Source organism: Sporosarcina ureilytica, from assembly GCF_001753205.1.
Lineage (GTDB): Bacteria > Bacillota > Bacilli > Bacillales_A > Planococcaceae > Sporosarcina > Sporosarcina ureilytica.
Map to the genome: position 1 here is coordinate 1198252 of NZ_CP017560.1, position 21253 is coordinate 1219504.

The following is a 21253-nucleotide window of genomic DNA, read 5'->3' on the forward strand; positions in this document are numbered from 1 at the left end:
AGGTTATGTGAATGCCATCATCGTATCTAATGGTGCATTCGGTTGGATTATATCTTTCACATCTAAAATTGGGATTGGAAAGTAAGGGAATCCCCAATAATAAGGGGTAATCTCATATAATTGAAAATACACGACAAGTGAAGTATCGGCGATATAGAAATCTTGGTCAGGCCGTATGCTTTTAAAAGGTTCTAATAAATCGACCTGCCATTTTATTATATCTCTATCTATGATTGTGGATAGTTTATCTACATAATTACTATTCGGTTTGAAAAGTTCTTTTAGTGAGTACTGTTTACCAGTTTTCGTATCAAACGTGAGTGATTTTACAATCGTCATCCCATGAGCGCCGCCTGTGAAAGAATAGACAATCAAATTTAAACTTAAAATCCCTCTTTGATTGTTTTTTATTTCAAAATTTGCGAGGAGTTCCACAAGGCTCGGTTCATAATAATTTTGTTCTACAAGCAACTTGTTTAATAAGGTTATAATGGCTCTATTAATCGCTTGTTGGGCTTGTTGATTTTCCAAATTATAGACAAGTGGATAATAGACATTGACGTGAGGAGGCGTATTCGGCAATTTTTCCGTACGAATCGAAACGGGAAAATCCATAAATCTCTTCCTTTCTACCTAAGTATCACCTTATACTATGTTAGGCGAATGGATAGGTGCGCGAAAGTAATATCAGATGTCAATCACGTATGGTGGATAATTGAATGTTAGAAAAGTGATATTGATATTGATCACAATAAATTGGAGTGAGTCAAATGAAAAAGGATTCGTGGAATAAATATAAAGAAAATCATGTAACAGATGAAAAGTTTTGGAATAAATTAGTGAAGTTTGGTAAGCAAATAGGGGAGAAGACAGTCTATTACAGCTTACTTCTATATTACACTGCCAAGAGCCCAACAGTCCCTAAATCTTCAAAAATGATTATTGTCGGAGCGCTTAGTTATTTAATTTTTCCAGTAGATGCCATACCTGACTTTATCCCAGTTGTCGGACTTGCCGATGATAGTGCGGTCATTGCGGCTGCAGTGTATAAGGTATTTCAACATATCGATGATCATATAAAAAATCAGGCGAAAGAAAAATTAGCTAGTGTTTTTGGAGATACTTCGGATAGTTGATTTACACTAAATAAAAGTAGAAGGGAAGTATAACCTACCTTCTACTTTTTTGTATTACACTAAACGAATGGCAATCGTTATTCGTATATAATACGTGGTGCTTTCCGAATGAAAACTTCCCAATTCGTTCCTGTTCCAATTCGATAAGCATCTGCGAAAGAACCTTGGTTAATGGCGATTCCGATATTATCTAAAGAGTTAACATAAACAAGTGGTTCACCAATATGCAAATCTGCAAAGGAACGACCATATGTCATAATGTTATTGTAAATTGTTCTGCCATCTGTAATGATGGTAACTTCAAATGAATCCCCATGTTGCTCCGCAATTTTTCTAAAAAGCTCTCGACTAATATTCGTCCATAAGTTACCGAATGGTCGATCTAAAATATCGATATTCCCCGAAATAATTTCATTTTCGATGGAAGCATTTTTAAGTGGCAATGAAATAATCTCTGACGTACTTAATAAAGGCCCTACCTCTTCATATTGAATCACATCAGCTGCAAGACGTGCTGCTGTATAAGCAAAAATATCACGGCCATGGAAAGTATGTGATTCTCCAGAATTCGGAAGTCGGTTGACGGATTCGTCAATTTCACGAATTTCTGTAATGCCGATAGATGCATGGACATGCGTTAACGTCCCATTATCTGGTGTTACGATATAATGATTATTCGCGGTTTTGGCAACGACTGCACGACGATCCGACCCAACTCCAGGGTCTACAATCGAAACGAATACAGTTTCTTCAGGCCAATAGCCGATTGCTTGAAGAAGGCGATAGGATGCTTCCCATAAATTATATTGTGGAATTTGATGTGTAATTTCAAAAATCGGAATCCCTAATTTTACTGAGTTTGCAACACCATGCATGGCACTTACCGCACCATCACTGTTCCCGAAATCTGATTGAAAAACCAATAATCCTTTTGTCATATTGAACACTCCTAATCGTAATTTACTTCCCAAACAGTCATGTACAGTAAAAAGGGAATAAAAAAACCCGCCCGAATCAACCTGACGATTGAAAAGGACGAGATTTATCTCTCGTGTTACCACCTTAATTCGTCGCTTATTCACATAAGCAACCTCAACTAGTGCAGAATTCTGTGTGAATGAATTCTAAACTATGGTCTTTGGTAACGGGGGACCAACTCCCGCTGGTATTTACTGATGCATGAGTATACAAGTTCAAGCCAGAGCTCAGAGGCCATTTTTCAAATGAATGATTTTTTGCTTCTTCTCAGCTACCGAAGCTTTCTGGTGAAAAATCGAACATTTTACTTTTCTCTTCAACGCCTTTAAGTATTAATTAATAATTTACACGATTGGAAAATAATAGTCAACCCTTTTAGAGGGATGAATCAAAAAAATGCCAAGTCTGAAGAAACCGAAATGATATTCTCTGAGACCTCAAATGTCCGCTGAAATCTAAAGTAACTGTTATCGCATCCTAAAACCAGCCAGATTAAAAAACGTGTCCAGAATAATATATCCCAGACACGTTTTCCATATTGAAGATGTTATTCAAATATTTATATCAATCAGTCTCATAAGCTTTTTTCTTTTTGCGGAATCTGCTAAACAATTCATAGACAAGCGGTACGAAAATAAGTGTGAGTAATGTTGAACTTGTTAGTCCGCCGATTACCGTGACCCCTAGTCCTTTGGAAATGAGTCCGCTACCTTCCGCACCGATTGCAAGTGGAACTAGCGCTCCAATTGTTGCAATTGCTGTCATTAGGATTGGACGTAATCTCGTCGTTCCTGCTTCAAGAATTGCTTCACGTGTTGACATGCCTTGTTTTTCCATGTTAATGACACGGTCGATTAATACAATCGCGTTCGTTACGACAATACCGATTAACATAAGTACACCAATCATAGAAGATACACTAATTGTTTCACCAGCAATTAACAGGCCAACAAGTGCTCCAATGACTGTGAATGGCAGTGAGAATAGTACTGCGAACGGTGCTAGCCCTCCGCCAAATGTAATGACTAAGATAAGGTAGACGATTGCAATTGCAGCTAAAATTGCCAAACCAAGTTGCGTAAACGCTTCTGCAATGTCTTCAGTAACACCTGCTGTATTAATCTCCACACCATCCGTCAATGATAGTTTATCGATTTCCTCTTGAATAGTCATCGATACTTTCGTGACGTCTTTTTCTGTAATTGTACCAGAGACGCTTGCGAAAATTTTACCGTTTCTGCGTGAAACTGTGTCAGAAGTTGTTCCTTCTTTCACTTCAACAAATTCAGAGATTGGTATTTCCATGCCTAATGGTGATTGAACTGTTTCCTGAAGCAGTTCATCAATTGTTTTATGTTCTTTCTCTTCAACATCTACAAATACATCAATCGTATGATTGCCATTCGTAATTTTCGTTAATACTTCACGCTGTTTCATCGGATTTAATTCCATGCCGATTTGAGCAGTCGTTAATCCATATTGCGTAAGTTTTTCTTGATCCGCAACAAGTGTATATTCTTTATAAGATTTTGCTAAACTCGTTTTTACATCTTTAATGTCAGGTTCTTCATTTAAGATTTTTTCAATATCTCCGATAATCGGTTCGATTTCGTCTATATGATTTCCGTAAACGTAGTAACTAATTGCGTTACTGGATCCGCCCATTCCGAAATCTTGAGTCTTAAATTCACCTTGCGTTTCAAGCGCTTGGAGCTCTTCAATTGTTTTCTCTGTCACTTTTCCAAATTCTTTCGTGTTAGGATCGAACATGACAAACATTAGCGCACCATTAGAAGCACCAGGCTCCATCGGGTTTTCTCCGCCAACAGAAACTTGAATCGTATCGACGTCTTTTAAATCTGCCAAATAATCTTCAGCTTTTTTGACGCTTTCATTAACTGCATCCAATGTTTCACCCGGCTCAGGCGTATACGTGACATACATCATTTTCTGTTCATCGTCCGGCAAGAAACTTACTCCGATTACCGGGACTAAAAATAGACTACCGACGAGCAATGCAATTGAGATGACTGAAGTGATGATTTTATGATTTAATGTCCAGTTCAACATTTTCTCATATGCAGTTGCCATTTTTCCTTTTTGTTCTTTCAATACACCAGTATCTGTATATAACTGCTTTTTAAATAATGAATGTGCAAGCATCGGCACAATTGTAACCGCAACGAGCAATGAAGCAAGGAGTGCAAAAACAATCGTTAATGCAAATGGCATGAATAATTCGCCAACCATTCCGCCGACCAATCCGATTGGCAGGAATACAGCAACCGTTACAAGTGTTGATGATGTAATTGGGATGAACATTTGTAATGTTGCCTCTCGAACAAGCGCACGACCTGTTAGTTTTTCACCTGGCAAGTGCATGCGCCGATATATATTTTCAACAACGACAATCGAGTCGTCAATGACCCGGCCAATCGCGACCGTCATTGCACCAAGTGTCATCATATTAAGCGTAATGTCCATTAAGTTAAGGAATATCACCGCAATTAAAAGTGACATTGGAATTGAAACGATTGAAATAATCGTTGAACGGAAATTACGTAAGAAAAGCATAATGATGATAACCGCAAAGAGTGCACCGAAAATTGCTTTGTTAAGCATTGTGTCAACGGAATCTTCAATCGGTTCACCTTGGTCAAGCGTTGTTGTGATCGTTACATTTTTATTTTCTTTTTCAAATTGCTTCATTTCATCTTTTACTTTATTAACAACATCTACTGTGTTTGCTTGTTGTGCTTTTACGATTTGAACAGCAATGGCTTCTTTTCCATTTGTTCTAGAAATCGACTCTGCTTTTCCAACAAGTTTAATATCAGCAATTTCGCCTAAAGTAATTGTAGGTAATTCCATATTTTGACCAACTGGCGGCATTGAATCAGCCGATCCCATTTGAGCTTGAGTCGACATGTCTCCTTGCCCACCCAATCCCACTGGCATAACTGGAATTAAAATTTCTTTCAAATCTTCAACAGTTGTTACGTTACCATCTACTACTACGGATTGTTCTACGTCCCCAAATTGGAATAAACCGAGTGGCATCATAATGTCAGAGCCTTTAACAATCATTTTGACTGTTTCTTCATCCAAATTTAAAGACGCCATCTTTTCTTTATCAAACTTTAAGCTGATTTCTTCAATTTGCTGTCCAGATATTGACGCGCTTGCAACACCTTCGATAGATTCTATGCTAGGAACTAAAGCATCTTCTACTTTTTTCGTTAATTCTTCTAAACTAGCATCACTATCTGACACACTCACTGCAATCACTGGAAATGCGTTAATACTTATTCTTCCTACATTTGGATCCATCGCATTTTCAGGCAGTTGAATATGTTTGATTGCTTCTTCTACTTCACTTTCAGCTTTCTCCATATCCGTTCCAAAAGTAAACTCTACTTGCAGTGAAGAAGCGTTTTGGTACGAAGTTGAACTGACCGAGGAAACACCATTGACATTCGCAACAGCCTTTTCCAGCGGCTCTGAAATATCATCAGCCACTTGGTCTGGCGTAGCCCCTGGATAAATTGTCGTTACACTAACGACTGGAATCGTAATATCGGGAATTGTTTCTAGTTTCATACGTGTACCCGAATAGAGTCCCGCTACCGTAATAATAATCGTTAGTAACCAGACAGCGAGTTTATTTCTCATAACAAAATTGACGATTGATTTCATAAGTACCTCCAAGAATAATTTTGACCATTTGCAACACGTGCATTATGATAGAACTAACTAGTCAGTCATAGAGCCTGCGAAGCTCTAAGTAAACGTAAAATCACCTCTATTATGTAAAATGAACTAGATTATAGATTCATATTAATGACTGGTTGGTCAGAAGTCAACGAATACCATTATACAATTATGGATAAAATATTAGTATTAATATATTAAAAAGAATAAGAATAAAGATTGACCGGTCAGTCAATGGTCAGGCATAGAAGTACTTACTTTCATTGAAAGGCTGAGGGGTTGGTAATTTTGACAGATAGAAAAATATTAATTATTGAAAAGGCAGCAGAACTATTTGCGGAAAAAGGATTTGATGCAACGTCCGTACAAGATATAACAGATGCTTGTGGCATTTCTAAAGGTTCATTCTATCTTTCATTCAAATCGAAAGATAATTTGTTGTTCTCAATTTTTGAGTATTTTACGAATAAATTAATCCGGAGAATGGCTCAATTAAATGATATAAATGTTGACGCACGTGAACGCCTTAAGTTGTTTTTTAAGGTTCAGTTTGAAGAAATTGCACGTTATTCGGATTTTATTTTAATGCAAATGAGAGAGCAAACAAATCCAATTAACGAAGAAATGCTACAGCTGATGAACAATATGAGAAGAAGAACGTATGAGCTACAAGAGGATGTGCTCATTGATGTTTATGGAGAAAAAGTTGAGCGTCATCTTCCGGATCTCCATGTGTTATTACACGGAATACTGACAGGATATATTGAAATTATTATTTTTAATAAAGAAAAATTAAATTATGAGGCATTAGCAAAGTTTTTAGTGGCGAGAACCGATTCAATCGTAGATGGATTAACTGAACCATTTTTACATCAGAAACAATTAATTGGGTATGAAATTGATATGAATGAGCTACTTTTTTCAACTTCGCAAATAATTGAAGATATACGAGCGTTAAAAAGTGAACATATAGAAGAAAATCTACAAATTAGTTTGGATGTAATTGAAGAAGAACTTTTATCGGAAAGCATCCGGAAACCTGTTATTTTAGGCATGATTTCAAATTTGAAAGATGATATACGAACTGAACAGGTAGTACGGAAACTTCAGTTAAACTTAAAGCAAAAATAATATTTTATTATAATCTGTATAGGGTGATGAAATGGACGAGCGATTACGGAAAATTGCGGATGAAATCAAGGAAAAGTTCGGATTAGAACAGTATCATCTGGAAACATATTCTTTTCATAAAGAAAGAAACAATGTTGGTGATTTTTATTATAAATGTAACTTGGAGTTTTTTCCTGCAACAATAATTGGAGAAGTAGAAGAAGATTTGTATCCGTCTGGTACGGCGATTGTCGATTATAATTTAACGGAAGAAGCGGTTATCAGTGTTGTATTTGTCGAGGGCCAATCTTTTTCTACAAAGGTACATTTTAATGAAAGAACAGCTCAAGAAGTAGCGGATTGGATTGAAGAGGAAACAAAACTTATTTATAAGCGTGATTTTAGGCTGGCAGATAGGTTAGAAAATGGTTACCAATTTAAAATTGAAATAGACGGCATCGATAGCAGTCCTGGTGGGCTTATTGAAGTTGAATTCAATGATGAAGGTAAGCTTACATCCTATTTCACGTATGATACAAATGTAAATGACAAAACGGTTGAACTAGAGAAATTCACTTTAACATTGGAAAAGATTGAACCGGTTGTGAAGGAACAAGTGAGATTTATTAATATCCCGGATGAAAATAGTAGAAGATTTGTACCGATTTATACAATCAATGAAGTGTTTATTACGAATGACGGGAAACGAAACATTCCTCATTCAGTTCGTGATCGCAACCGAATCGTAGTCAATGAGCAACTTGAATGGGTGACCCCACTTGATGGAGAAATAGAAAGACAGTTTATCCAACCGTCTTCAACAGTGTCGATAGAAGAGGCTTTTACACATGCACGAATAAATGAGAGACAAATAATTACAGATGACCAAGTTAAGCAAATTATGCCAATCGTACGGGATGTGCTCAGAACTGTATTACCGGAGGATTCGGGTAAATGGACATTGGCTACAGTGAAACTGGAAGAACATTTTATTGAAGTGTCTTGTCAATTGAGTAAAGAAGACGCCACATTTTTTAATCGCAAGTTTATTGTCTTGCTAGACCCAATAACTTTAGAAGTCTTGAATTATATGGACAATGGGGAGTTATTTGAGGTATTTGATACGTTTACTCATGCGCCTGATGCAGAAATATCACATGAGGAAGCATTTGAAAAGTTATTACCATCGATTACACTAACACCAACTTATGTGTTTGATTTGGAAACGGAAAAATATATTCTTTGCGGATTGTTGGCTGCGGCGGATGGAATTGATGCCGTTACGGGCGAAATCATTCCGTTGTCAGATTCTTAACCTTGCCTTAAAAGCGTAGCAATGTTGACTTATAACATTTCTGCGCTTTTCCTGTTGATATTTTTAAATATTAATTAGTAGAAAGGAAGCGAGAAGTGCTTTCTTTTTACTTGTAAAGTGCTGTAAAGTAGGAGTAAGAGTGTATTTAAAAAGGAGAGAGCAACTTGAAATTTTTTCATACAGCAGATTGGCATTTAGGAAAACTTGTTCAAGGTGTTTATATGACGGAAGAGCAATCGTATATTTTAGAGCAGTTTATCAAGGCGATTGAAAAGGAGCAACCCGATGCAGTTATTATTGCAGGGGACTTATATGATAGGGCAGTGCCGCCGACAGAAGCGGTATCACTGTTTGATAAAGCGCTCAAAAAAATTGTAGTAGATTTAGGCGTTCCAGTACTCGCAATTGCTGGAAACCATGACAGTCCGGGTAGACTTCAGTTCGGAAGTCAATTTATGCGAGAAAATGGCTACTATATTGCTGGTAAAATGACGAAAGAAATTAAACCGGTGATTTTAAATGATGAATTTGGAGAAGTTCATTTTCATCTTGTGCCTTTTGCAGATCCTTCAGTCGTTCGAAATCTGCATGATGACGAGATTACGAATCATCAACGTGCAATGGAAAAGATCACGGAATCGATTACTGCGCAAATGGATCAGAAGGCAAGACATGTATTTGTCGGACATGCTTTTGTGACGCCGCATGGTGAAAGTGAAGAGAATACGAGTGATTCAGAAAGACCGATTGCGATTGGCGGGACAGAATATGTATCTGCACATTTATTTAAATCCTTTCATTATACTGCACTTGGACATTTACATCAGGCGCATTATGTGTTGAATGAAAACATTCGATATGCAGGTTCACCGCTAAAATATTCAATTTCAGAGGAACATCATAATAAAGGCTTTTTCATAGTGACACTTGATGGAGAAGGAAATACGTCAGTTGAAAAAAGAGATTTAATTCCACGTCGGGATATGCGTACAGTAGAAGGAACAATTGAGGAAATTGAAACTCATCCCGTAAGTGATGATTACGTATTTGTTAAGTTGCTTGATAAAACGCCGGTCTTATATCCGATGGAAAAAGTGCGTGCGATTTATCCAAATGCGATGCATGTAGAACGGAAAATTTACGCATCTCTATCAAATACGGTAGAAACTAAAAGGAAAGAAAGCGGTCAACAAACTGATTTGGAGTTATTCCAATCCTTTTATAAAGAAATGAAAGGTGAGGAATTGGACGAAGAAACGCAAAAACTGTTTGGAGAAGTTCTTCATGAAGTGATGAATGAGGAGGAATCTGATCAATGAAACCAGTAACACTTAAAATGACGGCATTTGGTCCATATAAAGAGACAGAAGTTGTTGATTTTCAGGATTTACAAGAGCATCTTTTATTTGTAATTTCAGGGGCAACAGGGTCTGGCAAAACAACAATTTTTGATGGTATTTGTTTCGCACTTTACGGGGAAGCGAGCGGCGAAGACAGAACTGATATCCGTGCTTTGCGTAGTGATTTTGCGCAAAATGATACACAAACTGCAGTCGAGCTTATATTTGAAATTCATCGTCGTACATACCGAATTATGCGCCAAGTTCCTTATACGAAGGTTGGAAATAAATCTGAAACGCCTGCGCGTTGTGAACTGTATGAACTGACAGAGGACGGAGAAGTGCCGGTTGTAGATAGACAAATGGTGTCAGAGATTAATAGGAAAATAGAGTCATTAATTGGCTTTACACAAGCGCAATTTAGTCAAATAGTGATGTTGCCGCAAGGAGAATTTAGAAAGTTTTTAACGTCTGACACTGAGAACAAAGAGCTCATCATGAGAAAAATATTTAAGACAGACCAGTATCGTGAAATTGTCAAACGGTTACAAAAACAGAGGGACGAGGCAAAAGCTAAACTGGATCGAGAAAGGCAACAAGAAAGAGCACTAGTTGAGCAGATTTCTGCTTCATTGCCAAACAGGGAATCCTCAATATTTCACTTACTAGCTAGTGAGAACTATAATGCGCAACAAATTATTGAAGGTTTGAATGAAGAGAAGTTATTTTATGAGAATAAAATTCATGAGGATAAGGAAGCGTATGAGAAGGCATATAAAAAGCATGGGGAAATGGTGGACCGTTATCATGCTGCAAAATCTATTAATGAGCGCTTTATTGAGTTAGAGCAAAGGCAAAATACGTACCAACAAATGGTAGAACAAATCCCTTTCTTTGAACAGGAAGCCAAACGCCTGGAACAAGCGGAACGTGCGCTCACAATTGAACAAATTGAATATCAGTTTGAGGAATTAACAAAAGAACTTGTTGCTAGAGAAGAGGTTGTAGTGAAATCGGTACATGCCGTTCAAGTTGCTAAAGAAAGACTAGCAAAAGTGAACGTGCAATTTAAAGTGGAAGAAGAAAAGCAACAACAATTGGAACAAATAAAAGTACAGCTCTTCCGACTTCAAGATGCCTTGCCAAAAGTGAAGGATTTGGCTTCTAAAAAACAACGCCTTCATAGTTTAGAAAATGAACTAAAGAATCATAACAAAAGTTTTGTAGAATTAACGGAACAAGCCACTCATGAAAGTGAGAAAGTCACCCATCTTACAGAACAAATTAATCAGCGGGAAGAAGCTGTTATTTCATTAGATGAGAAAGTTGAGCTCTTAACGACAATCAATGAAAAATGTAAACTTGTGGATGAATACATCGCATTACGAAAGCAAACAGAGGCATATGAACGAACTAAAAATGAGCGTAAGCAATTTTATAATCAAGCTCAATCGGCGTATGAACAATTAACAAGTGACTGGTTAATCGGTGAAGCCGCAACACTAGCAGCAAAACTTCATGAAGGAGAAGCTTGTCCAGTATGCGGAAGTGCAGACCATCCACAAAAGGCTCACGAAACCAATATAACGGTATCCAAAGAAGAGCTTGAGGAGAAAAAGCAACAACTGACAAATATTGAAAGTGCCTATCGCATAGCGGATGCAGATTACCAAAGTTCATTTAAACAGTTACAAAGTAAGGCGCAAAGGTTTGAGGATGGGGACGTAGATGTTCGCCTCGAGCAAATCGATGATGAAAGTCAAAAGATAAATGAAGAAAAAGCGCAAGTTGAAAAAGAAGTGATGGCACTTCGAGCAATTCGACAAGAATTAGTTCAACTGAAAGAACGGTTAATGAATCAAAGGAAAGTGGCTGACGAAGCGCTAAACCTTAAATTGGTCATGGAAAGAAACGTATATGAAAGCAATGCTTTGATTGAGAAAGAGCAAGCGCTTTTTGAACAAATAATACGTGAAATTCCAGGAGAATTAAGAGAACTCACTGTTTTAGAGCAAAAAATTAATCACCTTACAAAGGAAAGAAACACGATAGAGCAAGCTTGGCAGGTAATCCAAAAGCAATTAGAGGAAAGTCGGGAACTTGTCGCGTCTTCTAAGTCAGCTAAATTACATGCAATTGAATCGCGCGATGATACAAAGTTGAAAAGTGAACAAGCGGAGAAAAGATTCCAGGAAGCATTAGAAAAGTCAACATTCCCGACGAAACAAGCTTATCAAGAAGCGAAAATGGATGAAGATTCACGTCGAGTATTACGAACAAAAATTGATGACTTCAAACAGCAGTTTTATTCTATTCGAAAAGCTGTAAAGGAATTATCAGCTTTCTTGGAAGGCAAACAAAAACTAGACTTAGAAAAAGTAGAAGTCACACTTGCCGAATTGAAAACAGCATATGAAGTCGCTTTACAGGCGGTTAACCAATCTAGATCTTATTACAATTCAATTGAACAATTGAAAGAGCAACTGATACAAGTGACCGAACGTCTATCAGTTTTAGAAAGAAAGTTTGGGCAAGTTGAAGATTTATATGATGTGATTAGAGGCAATAATCATTTAAAACTATCCTTTGAACGTTATATTCAAATAGAATATCTTGAACAGATGATTCAATCTGCCAATGAACGTCTTCGAGATATCTCGAATGGCCAGTTTGAATTGATACGAAGCGATCGGCAAGAAGTTCGAGGGCGTCAAAGCGGTTTAGGACTTGATGTATATGATGCTTATACTGGACAAACCCGAGATGTTAAAACGTTATCGGGTGGAGAGAAATTTAATGCATCGCTTTCATTGGCATTAGGCATGGCGGATATAATTCAAAGTTTCCAAGGGGCTGTTTCGATAGATACGATGTTTATTGATGAAGGCTTTGGTACATTGGATGAGGAATCATTGACAAAAGCAATTGATACATTAATTGATTTACAAAAAGCTGGGCGCATGATAGGTGTTATCTCGCACGTAGAAGAATTAAAAGCAGCCTTTCCAGCGATTTTAGAAGTAAAGAAATCGAAAGAAGGACATAGTCAAACTTCATTCGTAATTAAATAGACAACTAGTAAAACTCCACTTTAATGTGGAGTTTTTCACGCTAAACCGAACAATTAATATCATCGGATAATTCGAGAGATTGGTTGTCTTCTAAAAAAATGTTTGAAATTGGAAGTTTAATTTTTCTGTAATATATTGCATTATTCGACAAGCCGATGTATGATAGATTTACTTCAGCGATATATCGCATATAAGTGATACGCAACTTAGGGGGAACCGGCTTATGGAAAAGAAACTATCATTTTCGTCGTATCTAGTTATTGGTGTCATGTTATTCGCATTATTTTTCGGCGCAGGAAATTTAATCTTTCCGGCACAGTTAGGACAAAATGCAGGAACAAATTTATGGCCAGCAATTTTGGGTTTTTTAATTACAGGAGTCGGACTACCGTTTTTAGGGATACTTGCTATGGGTTATTCAGGAAGTCGGAATTTACAAGACCTTGCTAGCCGTATTCACCCACTTTACGCAGTAGTTTTTACGTCATTACTTTATCTAACAATCGGACCATTCTTTGCAGCGCCACGTACAGGAGCCGTTGCATTTGATATAGCGATTATGCCATTTATTGGTGATGGTAATGTACAGATAGCATTATTGCTATTTACTTTAATCTTTTTCGGAATTACACTGTGGTTATCTTTAAATCCAGCTAAAATCGTTGATCGAGTTGGAAAAGTATTAGCACCGGGAATTATTATTTTACTTCTTGCTTTACTTGCAATGGTCGTCATAAAACCGATGGGCGCCATTGAAAATCCACAAGTTTCCTATAGTACTGGGGCATTTGTAACAGGGTTTACAGAAGGGTATAACACGATGGATGCACTTGCATCACTTGTTTTTGGGATTATCGTCATTAATGCAATCCGTTCGATGGGCGTGACGAGTAAACGAGGGATTTTAGCCGCAACTGCTAAAACAGGTGTTGTTGCAACAGCATTTTTGGCAATTATTTATGTCGGTATTGCTTATTTAGGTGCCACAAGTACAAGCAGAATTGGATTGTTTGATACAGGTGGTCCGGTACTAAGTGAAGCATCCACGCATTACTTTGGAACACTTGGATTAGTACTGTTAGCTGTAGTCATTATTCTTGCTTGTTTAACGACAGCAATTGGACTGATGACAGCATGCGGAGAATACTTCCATACATTGATGCCGAAAGTAAGTTACAAAGCATTTGTTACGATTTTTACAGTATTTTGTTTTATTGTTTCAAACTTTGGATTAGGGAATATTATTACTTATTCAATCCCACTGTTAATGTTCATTTATCCACTTGCGATTGTATTGATGTTGTTAACATTTACATCATCGTTATTTAATCATTCGCGAATTGTCTATGTTGCTGCGACAACGATTGCATTTATGATTAGTATTATCGATGGGTTTAAAACGTTTTGTGAATTAGTTGAAATAGAATATTTTGAATGGCTATCACCAATTGTTAAGTTTTATGAAAACTCACTCCCACTTTATAGCGATGGACTCGGATGGTTACTTCCAGTTGTTACAACGATGCTTGTTACAGGAATCATCGTCCGATTACAGCAAAATGCAACGGTTCGTGCATAAAATATTCCTCTCTTTATCATGTAAGAATGATAGAGAGGGGAAGTTTTAATATGTATAGATTATTTTTTCACAGAAAATGGAATTTGCTCTTGTTTTTTGTGTGAGAATGTTTATAATTATCGTTATATTCTTATTTTTAGGAGGGGTGCAAATGGTTACATTTATTGCGTCAATTGTATTACTTATCGCTGGTTATGCGGTTTATTCGAAAGTAGTGGAAAAGGCATTTAATATAGACGACTCGCGTCAAACACCTGCATATACGGTCAATGACGGAATGGACTATGTGCCGATGAGCTGGTGGAAAGGTTGGCTCATTCAGTTATTAAACATAGCTGGATTAGGACCTATCTTCGGAGCAGTTGCCGGTGCTTTATATGGGCCGGTTGCATTTATTTGGATCGTTGTTGGTGCTATTTTTGCAGGCGGAGTTCACGATTATTTTTCTGGGATGCTATCACTGAAACATAGAGGTGCACAATTCCCTGAAATTGTTGGCAAGTATTTAGGACAATTTGCGAAGAAGTCGATTATCGTTGTTTCGCTTATCTTAATGATTTTGGTTACAGCAGCTTTTACTGCCGGTCCAGCACAGTTACTTGCACAAGTAACACCACTTTCCTTTATGGGCGCAATTTTCGTTGTTTTTGCGTATTTCTTTATCGCGGCCATCTTACCGATTAATAAAATCATTGGTAGAATTTACCCGATATTTGGCGCAGTCATTATTATTATGGCGGTAGCAATCGCTGGAGTTCTCATTTTTGGGAATTACTCAATTCCAAACTTAACGTTGAACAATATGCATCCGGGGGAATTACCAGTTTGGCCACTTCTAATGGTTACGATTTCTTGCGGAGCGATTTCCGGGTTTCACTCGACGCAAAGTCCTATCGTTTCTAGAACGATGAAAAAAGAATCTGAAGGTCGTAAAATCTTTTACGGTGCGATGATTGGAGAAGGTGTTATTGCATTAATTTGGGCAGCTGCGGGGATGACATTTTTCGGTGGAACGGGCGGATTACAATCTGCACTAGCAGCGGGTGGTCCAGCAGGTGTTATTAATGAAATGTCTACAACAATGTTAGGTACAGTCGGCGGTGTTTTAGCCATTCTCGCAATTATAATTTTACCAATTACAACTGGAGATACAGCTCTCCGTTCTTCTAGAATGATTGTTATGGACTCTGTTTCAAAATGGATTAACCCAGACAAGAAGAGTACTGTAATTTTAGCAACAATCGCGTTAGGGACACCGGCATTTTTATTATCGATGATTGATTATACGTTCTTATGGAGATATGTAGGTGGAACAAATCAGATCACTGCAACAATTATGTTATGGGTTGTTGTTTCGTATTTATTAAAAGAAGGACGTGCTCACGCGCATTATATTGCAAGTATTCCGGCCTTGTTTATGACTGGCGTTGTTACGACTTATTTCGTTTATGCACCGGAAGGTTTGAATTTAGACTACACGATTTCTTTAATCATAGGTGGGGTCATGACGTTTGGTGTATTCCTACTTTACGTTAGACAAATTATCCGTCACAAAGAGATTGCTGCAAAAAGTTTAGCTCTTGAATAAGGATATTTAAATTTAAGCTAAAAAACTGATTTCCATTATGGAAATCAGTTTTTTAGTGAACGAAACTCTTCAATTGCGCGTAACCAGTTTCCACGCATAATACTCGATGCGTTTTCGCCTTCACCGTTTTTCATAAGACGAATGATATCGGCGTGCTCTTGAATGGAACTTTCGGTTAAAACGATAGAGTTATGAAAAAATAGTCTTCTTACATGAGCTTGCAAGTTGGATACAAGTGAAGTGATATAAGGATTATTCGCTGTATCCCCAATGATTTGGTGAAATGCTTCATCGATTTTTAAAGCGTTAAAAAACTGCTTATCATGAATTGCTTCAGCAAATTTTTTATTTGTTTCTTCAAGTAACTGTATCGTTTCATCGGTCAAATTAGGTATTGCTAGTTCCGCTGATAGCGCTTGCAAAACAGCGAGCGGTGGAAGTAAGTCAGTGATTGTATCTTTTTCAACCTCTGTTACTTGCGTTGCTTTTCCTGGAAACATTTCAACGAATCCTTGAACTTCTAAAAGTTGAAGAGATTCACGAACTGGTGTCCGGCTTACGCCTAGTGCTTTTGCAAGTTCAACATCATTGAGCTTTTCAGAAGGTTTTAACGTTCCATCTATAATCCATTCTTGGATTTGCTGAAATGCATTTTCTTTTGCGGTTAAGCGTCTTGGCCTTTCAAAATTCGTTGGTATAGGCATCGCTGAACAATCCTCCTTAAAGAACCATTGTATCTAGTATACATCAAAATAGATTTAAACGATATATAATATATTGCATTTCAATCAATTATTTAAGTTTAAGTCGTCCGTCTTTCGTAATAATAATTTCTCTATTACTTGTAAATTTAATTTCCAATGGATCAGTTTTACTTTTCACATCGGAAAAATACCACGTTCGATTCGGCGGGACTAGGACGACATAAGTGTCATCCATTCCTAAAAAGTTTAAGTCGTCTTCCTGCAGTGATTGGTTATGAAAAGTTGGAATGCCTATTTCCATTAGTTGTTGTCCAACTATTTTTACATATGGCGTTGTCACACTCATCTCACTTATATTGATAAGGGACTGAATGGAGAACTCTCCGTCATGTATTACGGTTCTTCTTCCGATATATTCAACAATATTACCAGACGGATCATCGAAGTAAATTGCATCTGCATTAAAATTTTTATAAAATATTTCATCTTTGTCGTCTTCTTTATTTAAGGAGACCCGTTCAGTTAACCAACGTTTTGCGGAAGTTAGGTGATTCCCAGGAATGTTAAACGCAAAGTGATAAATGGAATTCCCCTCACTTTGTTTAAAAGTGAGGGTTGATGTACCGATGCTTAAAGTAAAGAAATTCTTGCCTTTTTCAATAATGGGGATCTCTAATAGATTGTGGTAGAAATTTTTCATTTCCACTAGTTGATCAGTATATAAAGTAACTGATTTGAACATTATTCATCCCACCTTTAGGCTTTATAATTGTATAAAGGCTTAATAATTTCCAATACTTCAACGGAATCGCCAATATGACGGACGATATCATCCATTTTTTTATAAGCGAATGGAGATTCATCGATTGTTGACTTTGTGACGGACGTGCTCCAAACATCTGCCATGGCATCTTCAAATTCTGCAAGTTTCACTTGTCTTCTAGCTTGAGTCCGGCTCATTGTTCGGCCAGCACCGTGCGGACCGGAATAGTTCCAATCTGGATTTCCTTTCCCGCGGCAAATGAGCGAGCCGTCGCGCATATTCATCGGAATAATGACGATTTCATCTTTCTGAGCAGAAATTGCACCTTTTCTTAAAATCATATTGTCTAAGTCAACGTAATTGTGAATCGTATCAAACGTACTGATTTCGTTCCAGTCCATCCCTCTCATAATCACTTCTGCCATCGTTTGACGATTGACTGCGGCGTATTGCTGGGCTATACCAACGTCATGTAAATAATTTTGCATTTGCTCGCCTTCTAAATAAGCAGTATTTCTATCTAAGTTTTCACGGTCTGGTCGTGAATCTAATTGCTCAATCGCCAAGTCTTGATAATGGTCCGAGATTTGTTTGCCAGGATTACGACTGCCTGAATGAATCACAAGATAAATATTACCTTTTGAATCTTCGTTTATCTCGATAAAGTGATTCCCACCACCTAATGTACCGACGCTGTTTTTAGCTCTTCCTTCATTTATAGGCGCCAGGATTTCATTAAAAGGAATCTGATTCGCATTGCGATGAGCCTTTCTGCGAATCTTCATGCCGCTTGGTACATTTCTTCTAATCACTTGATCGAGTTTATGAAAGTCGATATCTTTTTTCTGAACGTCAATTTTCACGCAAATCATTCCGCAACCTAAATCAACGCCAACAAAATTAGGGACTACTTTATCTGTAATTGTCATCGTTGTCCCAACGGTGCATCCTTTACCGGCATGTAAATCAGGCATCATTCGAATTTTCGAGTCTTGGAGAAATTCTAGATTACATAAGTCATATACTTGCTGTTTTGCAGTATCCTCAATCACATCTGTAAAAACAACCGCTTCGTTATATCGACCTTTAATTTCTATCAATTTTCATACTCCTTTTATAATTTTTCTTTTATACCATAAAGAGATATCATTCTTATCTAATGCTGCATACGATTGGCTTTCGTATTGAAATGTAAATCCTCGTGCTTCGTAAAAAGGAATCCCGTAATCATTTCCTTTTGCGACAGCAACCCATTGCTCTTCAGCTCCGTAAGTATATTTTTGGATTTTAGTAAAGTGATTGAGCAGCCGTGTGCCAACTCCTTTACCTCGCTCCTTAGGATGCAAGTACAACACATAGACCTCTCCATCTGTTTCATCCCTCATCCCACCGCCAATCACACCAATAATATTTCCTTGTTCTTCGGCGACGATGTAGCCGTGCCATTTGGCGTTAATGCACGCAATCTCTTCCGATAGTCTATCCAGATTGTAATAGCGATGAATAATTTTCTGGATGTTTGATTCAGAAAATATGTTTTTATATGTAAACTGCTGACTTGTTATAAGGACGTCTTGCACTTTGTGGATATCCTTTTTAGTAGCTTGACGAATTGTAAGAGTATCCATCATATACACCTCTTTTGTAATAATGTGGCGTCGTTCTGTAATGTAATCGAATTTTCTTTGTCATTCTTCTGTAATGTTCAACAGATAAACTAGGTTTAGTTAAGCGCGGTTGGAATAGGTATCTGTTGATAAGAGTCGTAATGCTTATAAACAGATAGCAGAAAGACTCAAAGTTAAATAGTTAATGGCAGCTACCGGAATCACCAAGCGCAATGATGAACAAGGGGATGAGAAGTTGAAAAAATTTAGTATTGCATTTCTAACAGGTCTTTTCATATTTGGATTTGGCGTGAAAGAGAGCTATGCATCTTCGCCAAAATATACTGTAAAATCAGGTGATAACTTATATCGGATATCCTTACTCTATAACACTAGTGTATCAAACTTAAAAACTTGGAACAATTTAAGCGGTAATATCATTTTTCCAAATCAAACGTTAATCGTTGGAAATAAAATATCAAAAACGAAAACAGCATCAAAGCAAGTGAAGAAAGAATTGACAATGAAATCAACGGCCTACACAGCTTACTGTAATGGATGTATTGGCATTACAAAAACAGGAATTAACCTACGAAAAAATCCAAATCAAAAAGTCATCGCGGTCGATCCGAAAGTGATACCACTTGGCTCTAAGGTCTTTGTTGAAGGTTATGGCTATGCGGTCGCTGGAGATATCGGAAGTGCAATCAAAGGAAATACTATCGATGTATTTTTCCCGACGAAAAAAGAGGCTTTTCAATGGGGACGTAAAGAAGTGAAAGTACAAATACTAGATTGAATGAATATAAGCCGCTAATCTTAATGATTGGCGGTTTTTTGTATTAAGTTTTTTAGTAAAGGATTGTTATTATTGTCCTATGTTGATTTACGAATCAACATAAGTTAGACCTAATATTGGGGGAGGGAAATGACAAAAGTCGGTATGTGTTGCAAAGTATAAGACCTAAATTAAAAAATGTGATAAAAATATGATTTCATTCCAGTAATCGAAATGTTACAATTATTAAAAGCTAGAAATCTAGAGAAATGCAAGTTGAAATGAGAGTGGGGGAACGGATGGATAATCGAAGGAAAGTTATGATTGCGATTTTAATTATCGGGATTCCTTTGTTCATATGGATTCAATTTTTTGAAGTACCAAGCAAAGTGAAAATTGGGGAGGAGAAATTACAGCAAGATGCTATCACACATGAATTTGAAAAGGTGACCCAATTTGAATCACTGTATATGGGGGATGCATCGAATGTAATAAATTTATTGAATGAATTGCCACTCAATCAATATATAGGCACGATAGAACTTGATTCGGATGCCTTATCTCTTCTAGTGAATTATGATATTAATTCAACAGAAATTGAGCGCCAAGCACAACAAGGTATGATTTATAATTCAACGGCAATGTTTGCGCTTATAGAAAACTTACAACAGATCAATATGAAATTTAATGATAAAACGTATAATGTTTCAAGAGACCGGGTGGAAAAATGGTTTGGGACTACTTTAGTAGATTTTAAGGACCCTGAAGTGTTTAGAGAGAAAGTACAAAGTCAGCTGAATGAAGACCTCACAGCATGGTTTCTTGCATATACGGAAGAGGAGTGAGGAAAATAGAAATTGTTATTGTAACAGGTGCATCAAAAGGAATTGGTTTATCAGTATTAAAACAATTACAGGAAAAAGGGAAGAAAGTAATCGGGTTAGCGAGAACTATGCCAGCTAAAGCGAGGCATTTTGTAACGGTCGACCTTGCAGAAACAGAAAAGTTAGAAGGGGTTTTAACAGCGATTATTCGTGAGCATATTGTGGAAGCCACATCGTTTACTTTAATTAATAATGCGGGAACCGTAGAACCAATTGGATTAATCGGAACAGTAAATAGTGCAGAAGTATCCAATGCTATATCCATCAATCTAACTGCACCCATGATTTTATGTAATACGTTTATCCGGGAATTAGAAGCTTTTAGTGGCGCTAAAAAGATTATGAACATTTCTTCAGGGGCTGGACGGAAACCGTATGAAGGATGGGGCGCTTATTGTACGACAAAGGCGGGACTTGATCATTTTTCCCGCGTGATTGCTGTTGAGCAAGAGCGTGCTACTAATCCTGTGGAAATCGTGTCTATTGCACCGGGGATTATTGATACGGGCATGCAAGAGACGATTCGACATAGCAGTGAAGCGTCTTTTCCGTTACTAAATAGGTTTGTTGAGTATAAAGAACAAGGGTTGTTAAGTAGTGCAGAGGAGACGGCACGTAACTTAATCAGCTTTTTGGAAAAAGCTGATTTTAAAACAACTGGGCCAATTGCGGATATTCGTCATTACTAA

General features: G+C 37.3%; 17 protein-coding genes and 1 other annotated feature. Of the genes, 10 read left to right on the plus strand and 7 right to left on the minus strand.

All coding sequences use genetic code 11. The features are described 5' to 3' along the window. Nucleotides 1-3: 3 nt before the first annotated feature. A complete protein-coding gene (locus BI350_RS06165; protein WP_075527294.1) occupies nt 4-615 on the minus strand; it encodes a DUF3298 and DUF4163 domain-containing protein in 612 nt (203 codons plus the stop codon). A 155-nt stretch (nt 616-770) separates the two neighbouring features. Between BI350_RS06165 and BI350_RS06170 the strand changes: the two genes are divergently transcribed. Next, nucleotides 771-1136 carry a YkvA family protein gene (locus BI350_RS06170; RefSeq protein ID WP_075527295.1) on the plus strand — a complete coding sequence of 122 codons (366 nt, stop codon included), beginning with the start codon at nt 771-773 and terminating at the stop codon, nt 1134-1136. Nucleotides 1137-1213: 77 nt separating this feature from the next. On the opposite strand, the gene BI350_RS06175 is transcribed toward BI350_RS06170, so the two are convergent. Continuing rightward, nucleotides 1214-2074 carry an SAM hydrolase/SAM-dependent halogenase family protein gene (locus BI350_RS06175; RefSeq protein WP_075527296.1) on the minus strand — a complete coding sequence of 287 codons (861 nt, stop codon included), beginning with the start codon at nt 2072-2074 and terminating at the stop codon, nt 1214-1216. Between the two features lie 90 nt (nt 2075-2164). Continuing rightward, nucleotides 2165-2443 (minus strand) — a binding site (T-box leader). A gap of 235 nt (nt 2444-2678) precedes the next feature. Then, nucleotides 2679-5810, minus strand: coding sequence for an efflux RND transporter permease subunit (locus tag BI350_RS06180; RefSeq protein ID WP_075527297.1), 3132 nt, complete (start codon nt 5808-5810; stop codon nt 2679-2681). Nucleotides 5811-6113: 303 nt separating this feature from the next. Here BI350_RS06180 and BI350_RS06185 point away from each other — a divergent pair, with 303 nt between their 5' ends. The 6 genes from BI350_RS06185 to BI350_RS06210 all read left to right on the plus strand — a co-directional run bounded on the left by BI350_RS06185 (nt 6114) and on the right by BI350_RS06210 (nt 15828). Continuing rightward, a complete protein-coding gene (locus BI350_RS06185; RefSeq protein WP_075527298.1) occupies nt 6114-6956 on the plus strand; it encodes a TetR/AcrR family transcriptional regulator in 843 nt (280 codons plus the stop codon). A gap of 31 nt (nt 6957-6987) precedes the next feature. Continuing rightward, on the plus strand, nt 6988-8250 hold the full coding sequence (locus BI350_RS06190) for a hypothetical protein (protein ID WP_075527299.1): 1263 nt from the start codon (nt 6988-6990) through the stop codon (nt 8248-8250). Nucleotides 8251-8414: 164 nt separating this feature from the next. Then, nucleotides 8415-9569, plus strand: coding sequence for an exonuclease SbcCD subunit D (locus BI350_RS06195; RefSeq protein WP_075527300.1), 1155 nt, complete (start codon nt 8415-8417; stop codon nt 9567-9569). After that, on the plus strand, nt 9566-12661 hold the full coding sequence (locus BI350_RS06200; protein WP_075527301.1) for an AAA family ATPase: 3096 nt from the start codon (nt 9566-9568) through the stop codon (nt 12659-12661). The genes BI350_RS06195 and BI350_RS06200 overlap by 4 nt, the downstream gene beginning before the upstream one ends. Before the next feature lie 223 nt (nt 12662-12884). Beyond that, nucleotides 12885-14240 (plus strand): branched-chain amino acid transport system II carrier protein, encoded by a 1356-nt coding sequence (gene brnQ, locus BI350_RS06205; RefSeq protein WP_075527302.1) that lies wholly within the window; start codon nt 12885-12887, stop codon nt 14238-14240. Between the two features lie 151 nt (nt 14241-14391). Next, on the plus strand, nt 14392-15828 hold the full coding sequence (locus tag BI350_RS06210; RefSeq protein WP_075527303.1) for a carbon starvation CstA family protein: 1437 nt from the start codon (nt 14392-14394) through the stop codon (nt 15826-15828). Between the two features lie 44 nt (nt 15829-15872). Here BI350_RS06210 and BI350_RS06215 read toward each other — a convergent pair whose 3' ends face one another. The 4 genes from BI350_RS06215 to BI350_RS06230 all read right to left on the minus strand — a co-directional run bounded on the left by BI350_RS06215 (nt 15873) and on the right by BI350_RS06230 (nt 18923). Then, nucleotides 15873-16532: a GntR family transcriptional regulator gene (locus BI350_RS06215; protein WP_075527304.1), complete on the minus strand. Its 660-nt coding sequence runs from the start codon at nt 16530-16532 to the stop codon at nt 15873-15875. 88 nt (nt 16533-16620) lie between these two features. Continuing rightward, nucleotides 16621-17274: a hypothetical protein gene (locus BI350_RS06220; RefSeq protein WP_075527305.1), complete on the minus strand. Its 654-nt coding sequence runs from the start codon at nt 17272-17274 to the stop codon at nt 16621-16623. Nucleotides 17275-17288: 14 nt separating this feature from the next. Then, complete coding sequence (locus tag BI350_RS06225; protein WP_211117175.1) at nt 17289-18395, minus strand: RtcB family protein; 1107 nt, start codon at nt 18393-18395, stop codon at nt 17289-17291. Nucleotides 18396-18398: 3 nt separating this feature from the next. Next, nucleotides 18399-18923: a GNAT family N-acetyltransferase gene (locus tag BI350_RS06230; protein ID WP_075527306.1), complete on the minus strand. Its 525-nt coding sequence runs from the start codon at nt 18921-18923 to the stop codon at nt 18399-18401. A 235-nt stretch (nt 18924-19158) separates the two neighbouring features. On the opposite strand from BI350_RS06230, the gene BI350_RS06235 reads away from it, so the two are divergent. The 3 genes from BI350_RS06235 to BI350_RS06245 all read left to right on the plus strand — a co-directional run bounded on the left by BI350_RS06235 (nt 19159) and on the right by BI350_RS06245 (nt 21253). After that, nucleotides 19159-19701, plus strand: coding sequence for a 3D domain-containing protein (locus tag BI350_RS06235; RefSeq protein ID WP_075527307.1), 543 nt, complete (start codon nt 19159-19161; stop codon nt 19699-19701). Nucleotides 19702-19979: 278 nt separating this feature from the next. Beyond that, nucleotides 19980-20525: a DUF4825 domain-containing protein gene (locus BI350_RS06240; protein WP_075527308.1), complete on the plus strand. Its 546-nt coding sequence runs from the start codon at nt 19980-19982 to the stop codon at nt 20523-20525. Further along, nucleotides 20522-21253 carry an SDR family NAD(P)-dependent oxidoreductase gene (locus BI350_RS06245; protein WP_245698307.1) on the plus strand — a complete coding sequence of 244 codons (732 nt, stop codon included), beginning with the start codon at nt 20522-20524 and terminating at the stop codon, nt 21251-21253. The genes BI350_RS06240 and BI350_RS06245 overlap by 4 nt, the downstream gene beginning before the upstream one ends.

Excerpts from the sequence above, each read along its gene's own strand:
- BI350_RS06165 (WP_075527294.1), bottom strand. The coding sequence starts at position 615 with ATGGATTTTCCCGTTTCGATTCGTACGGAAAAATTGCCGAATACGCCT.
- BI350_RS06170 (WP_075527295.1), top strand. The coding sequence starts at position 771 with ATGAAAAAGGATTCGTGGAATAAATATAAAGAAAATCATGTAACAGAT.
- BI350_RS06175 (WP_075527296.1), bottom strand. The coding sequence starts at position 2,074 with ATGACAAAAGGATTATTGGTTTTTCAATCAGATTTCGGGAACAGTGAT.
- BI350_RS06180 (WP_075527297.1), bottom strand. The coding sequence starts at position 5,810 with ATGAAATCAATCGTCAATTTTGTTATGAGAAATAAACTCGCTGTCTGG.
- BI350_RS06190 (WP_075527299.1), top strand. The coding sequence starts at position 6,988 with ATGGACGAGCGATTACGGAAAATTGCGGATGAAATCAAGGAAAAGTTC.
- BI350_RS06200 (WP_075527301.1), top strand. The coding sequence starts at position 9,566 with ATGAAACCAGTAACACTTAAAATGACGGCATTTGGTCCATATAAAGAG.
- brnQ (WP_075527302.1), top strand. The coding sequence starts at position 12,885 with ATGGAAAAGAAACTATCATTTTCGTCGTATCTAGTTATTGGTGTCATG.
- BI350_RS06210 (WP_075527303.1), top strand. The coding sequence starts at position 14,392 with ATGGTTACATTTATTGCGTCAATTGTATTACTTATCGCTGGTTATGCG.
- BI350_RS06215 (WP_075527304.1), bottom strand. The coding sequence starts at position 16,532 with ATGCCTATACCAACGAATTTTGAAAGGCCAAGACGCTTAACCGCAAAA.
- BI350_RS06220 (WP_075527305.1), bottom strand. The coding sequence starts at position 17,274 with ATGTTCAAATCAGTTACTTTATATACTGATCAACTAGTGGAAATGAAA.
- BI350_RS06230 (WP_075527306.1), bottom strand. The coding sequence starts at position 18,923 with ATGGATACTCTTACAATTCGTCAAGCTACTAAAAAGGATATCCACAAA.
- BI350_RS06240 (WP_075527308.1), top strand. The coding sequence starts at position 19,980 with ATGGATAATCGAAGGAAAGTTATGATTGCGATTTTAATTATCGGGATT.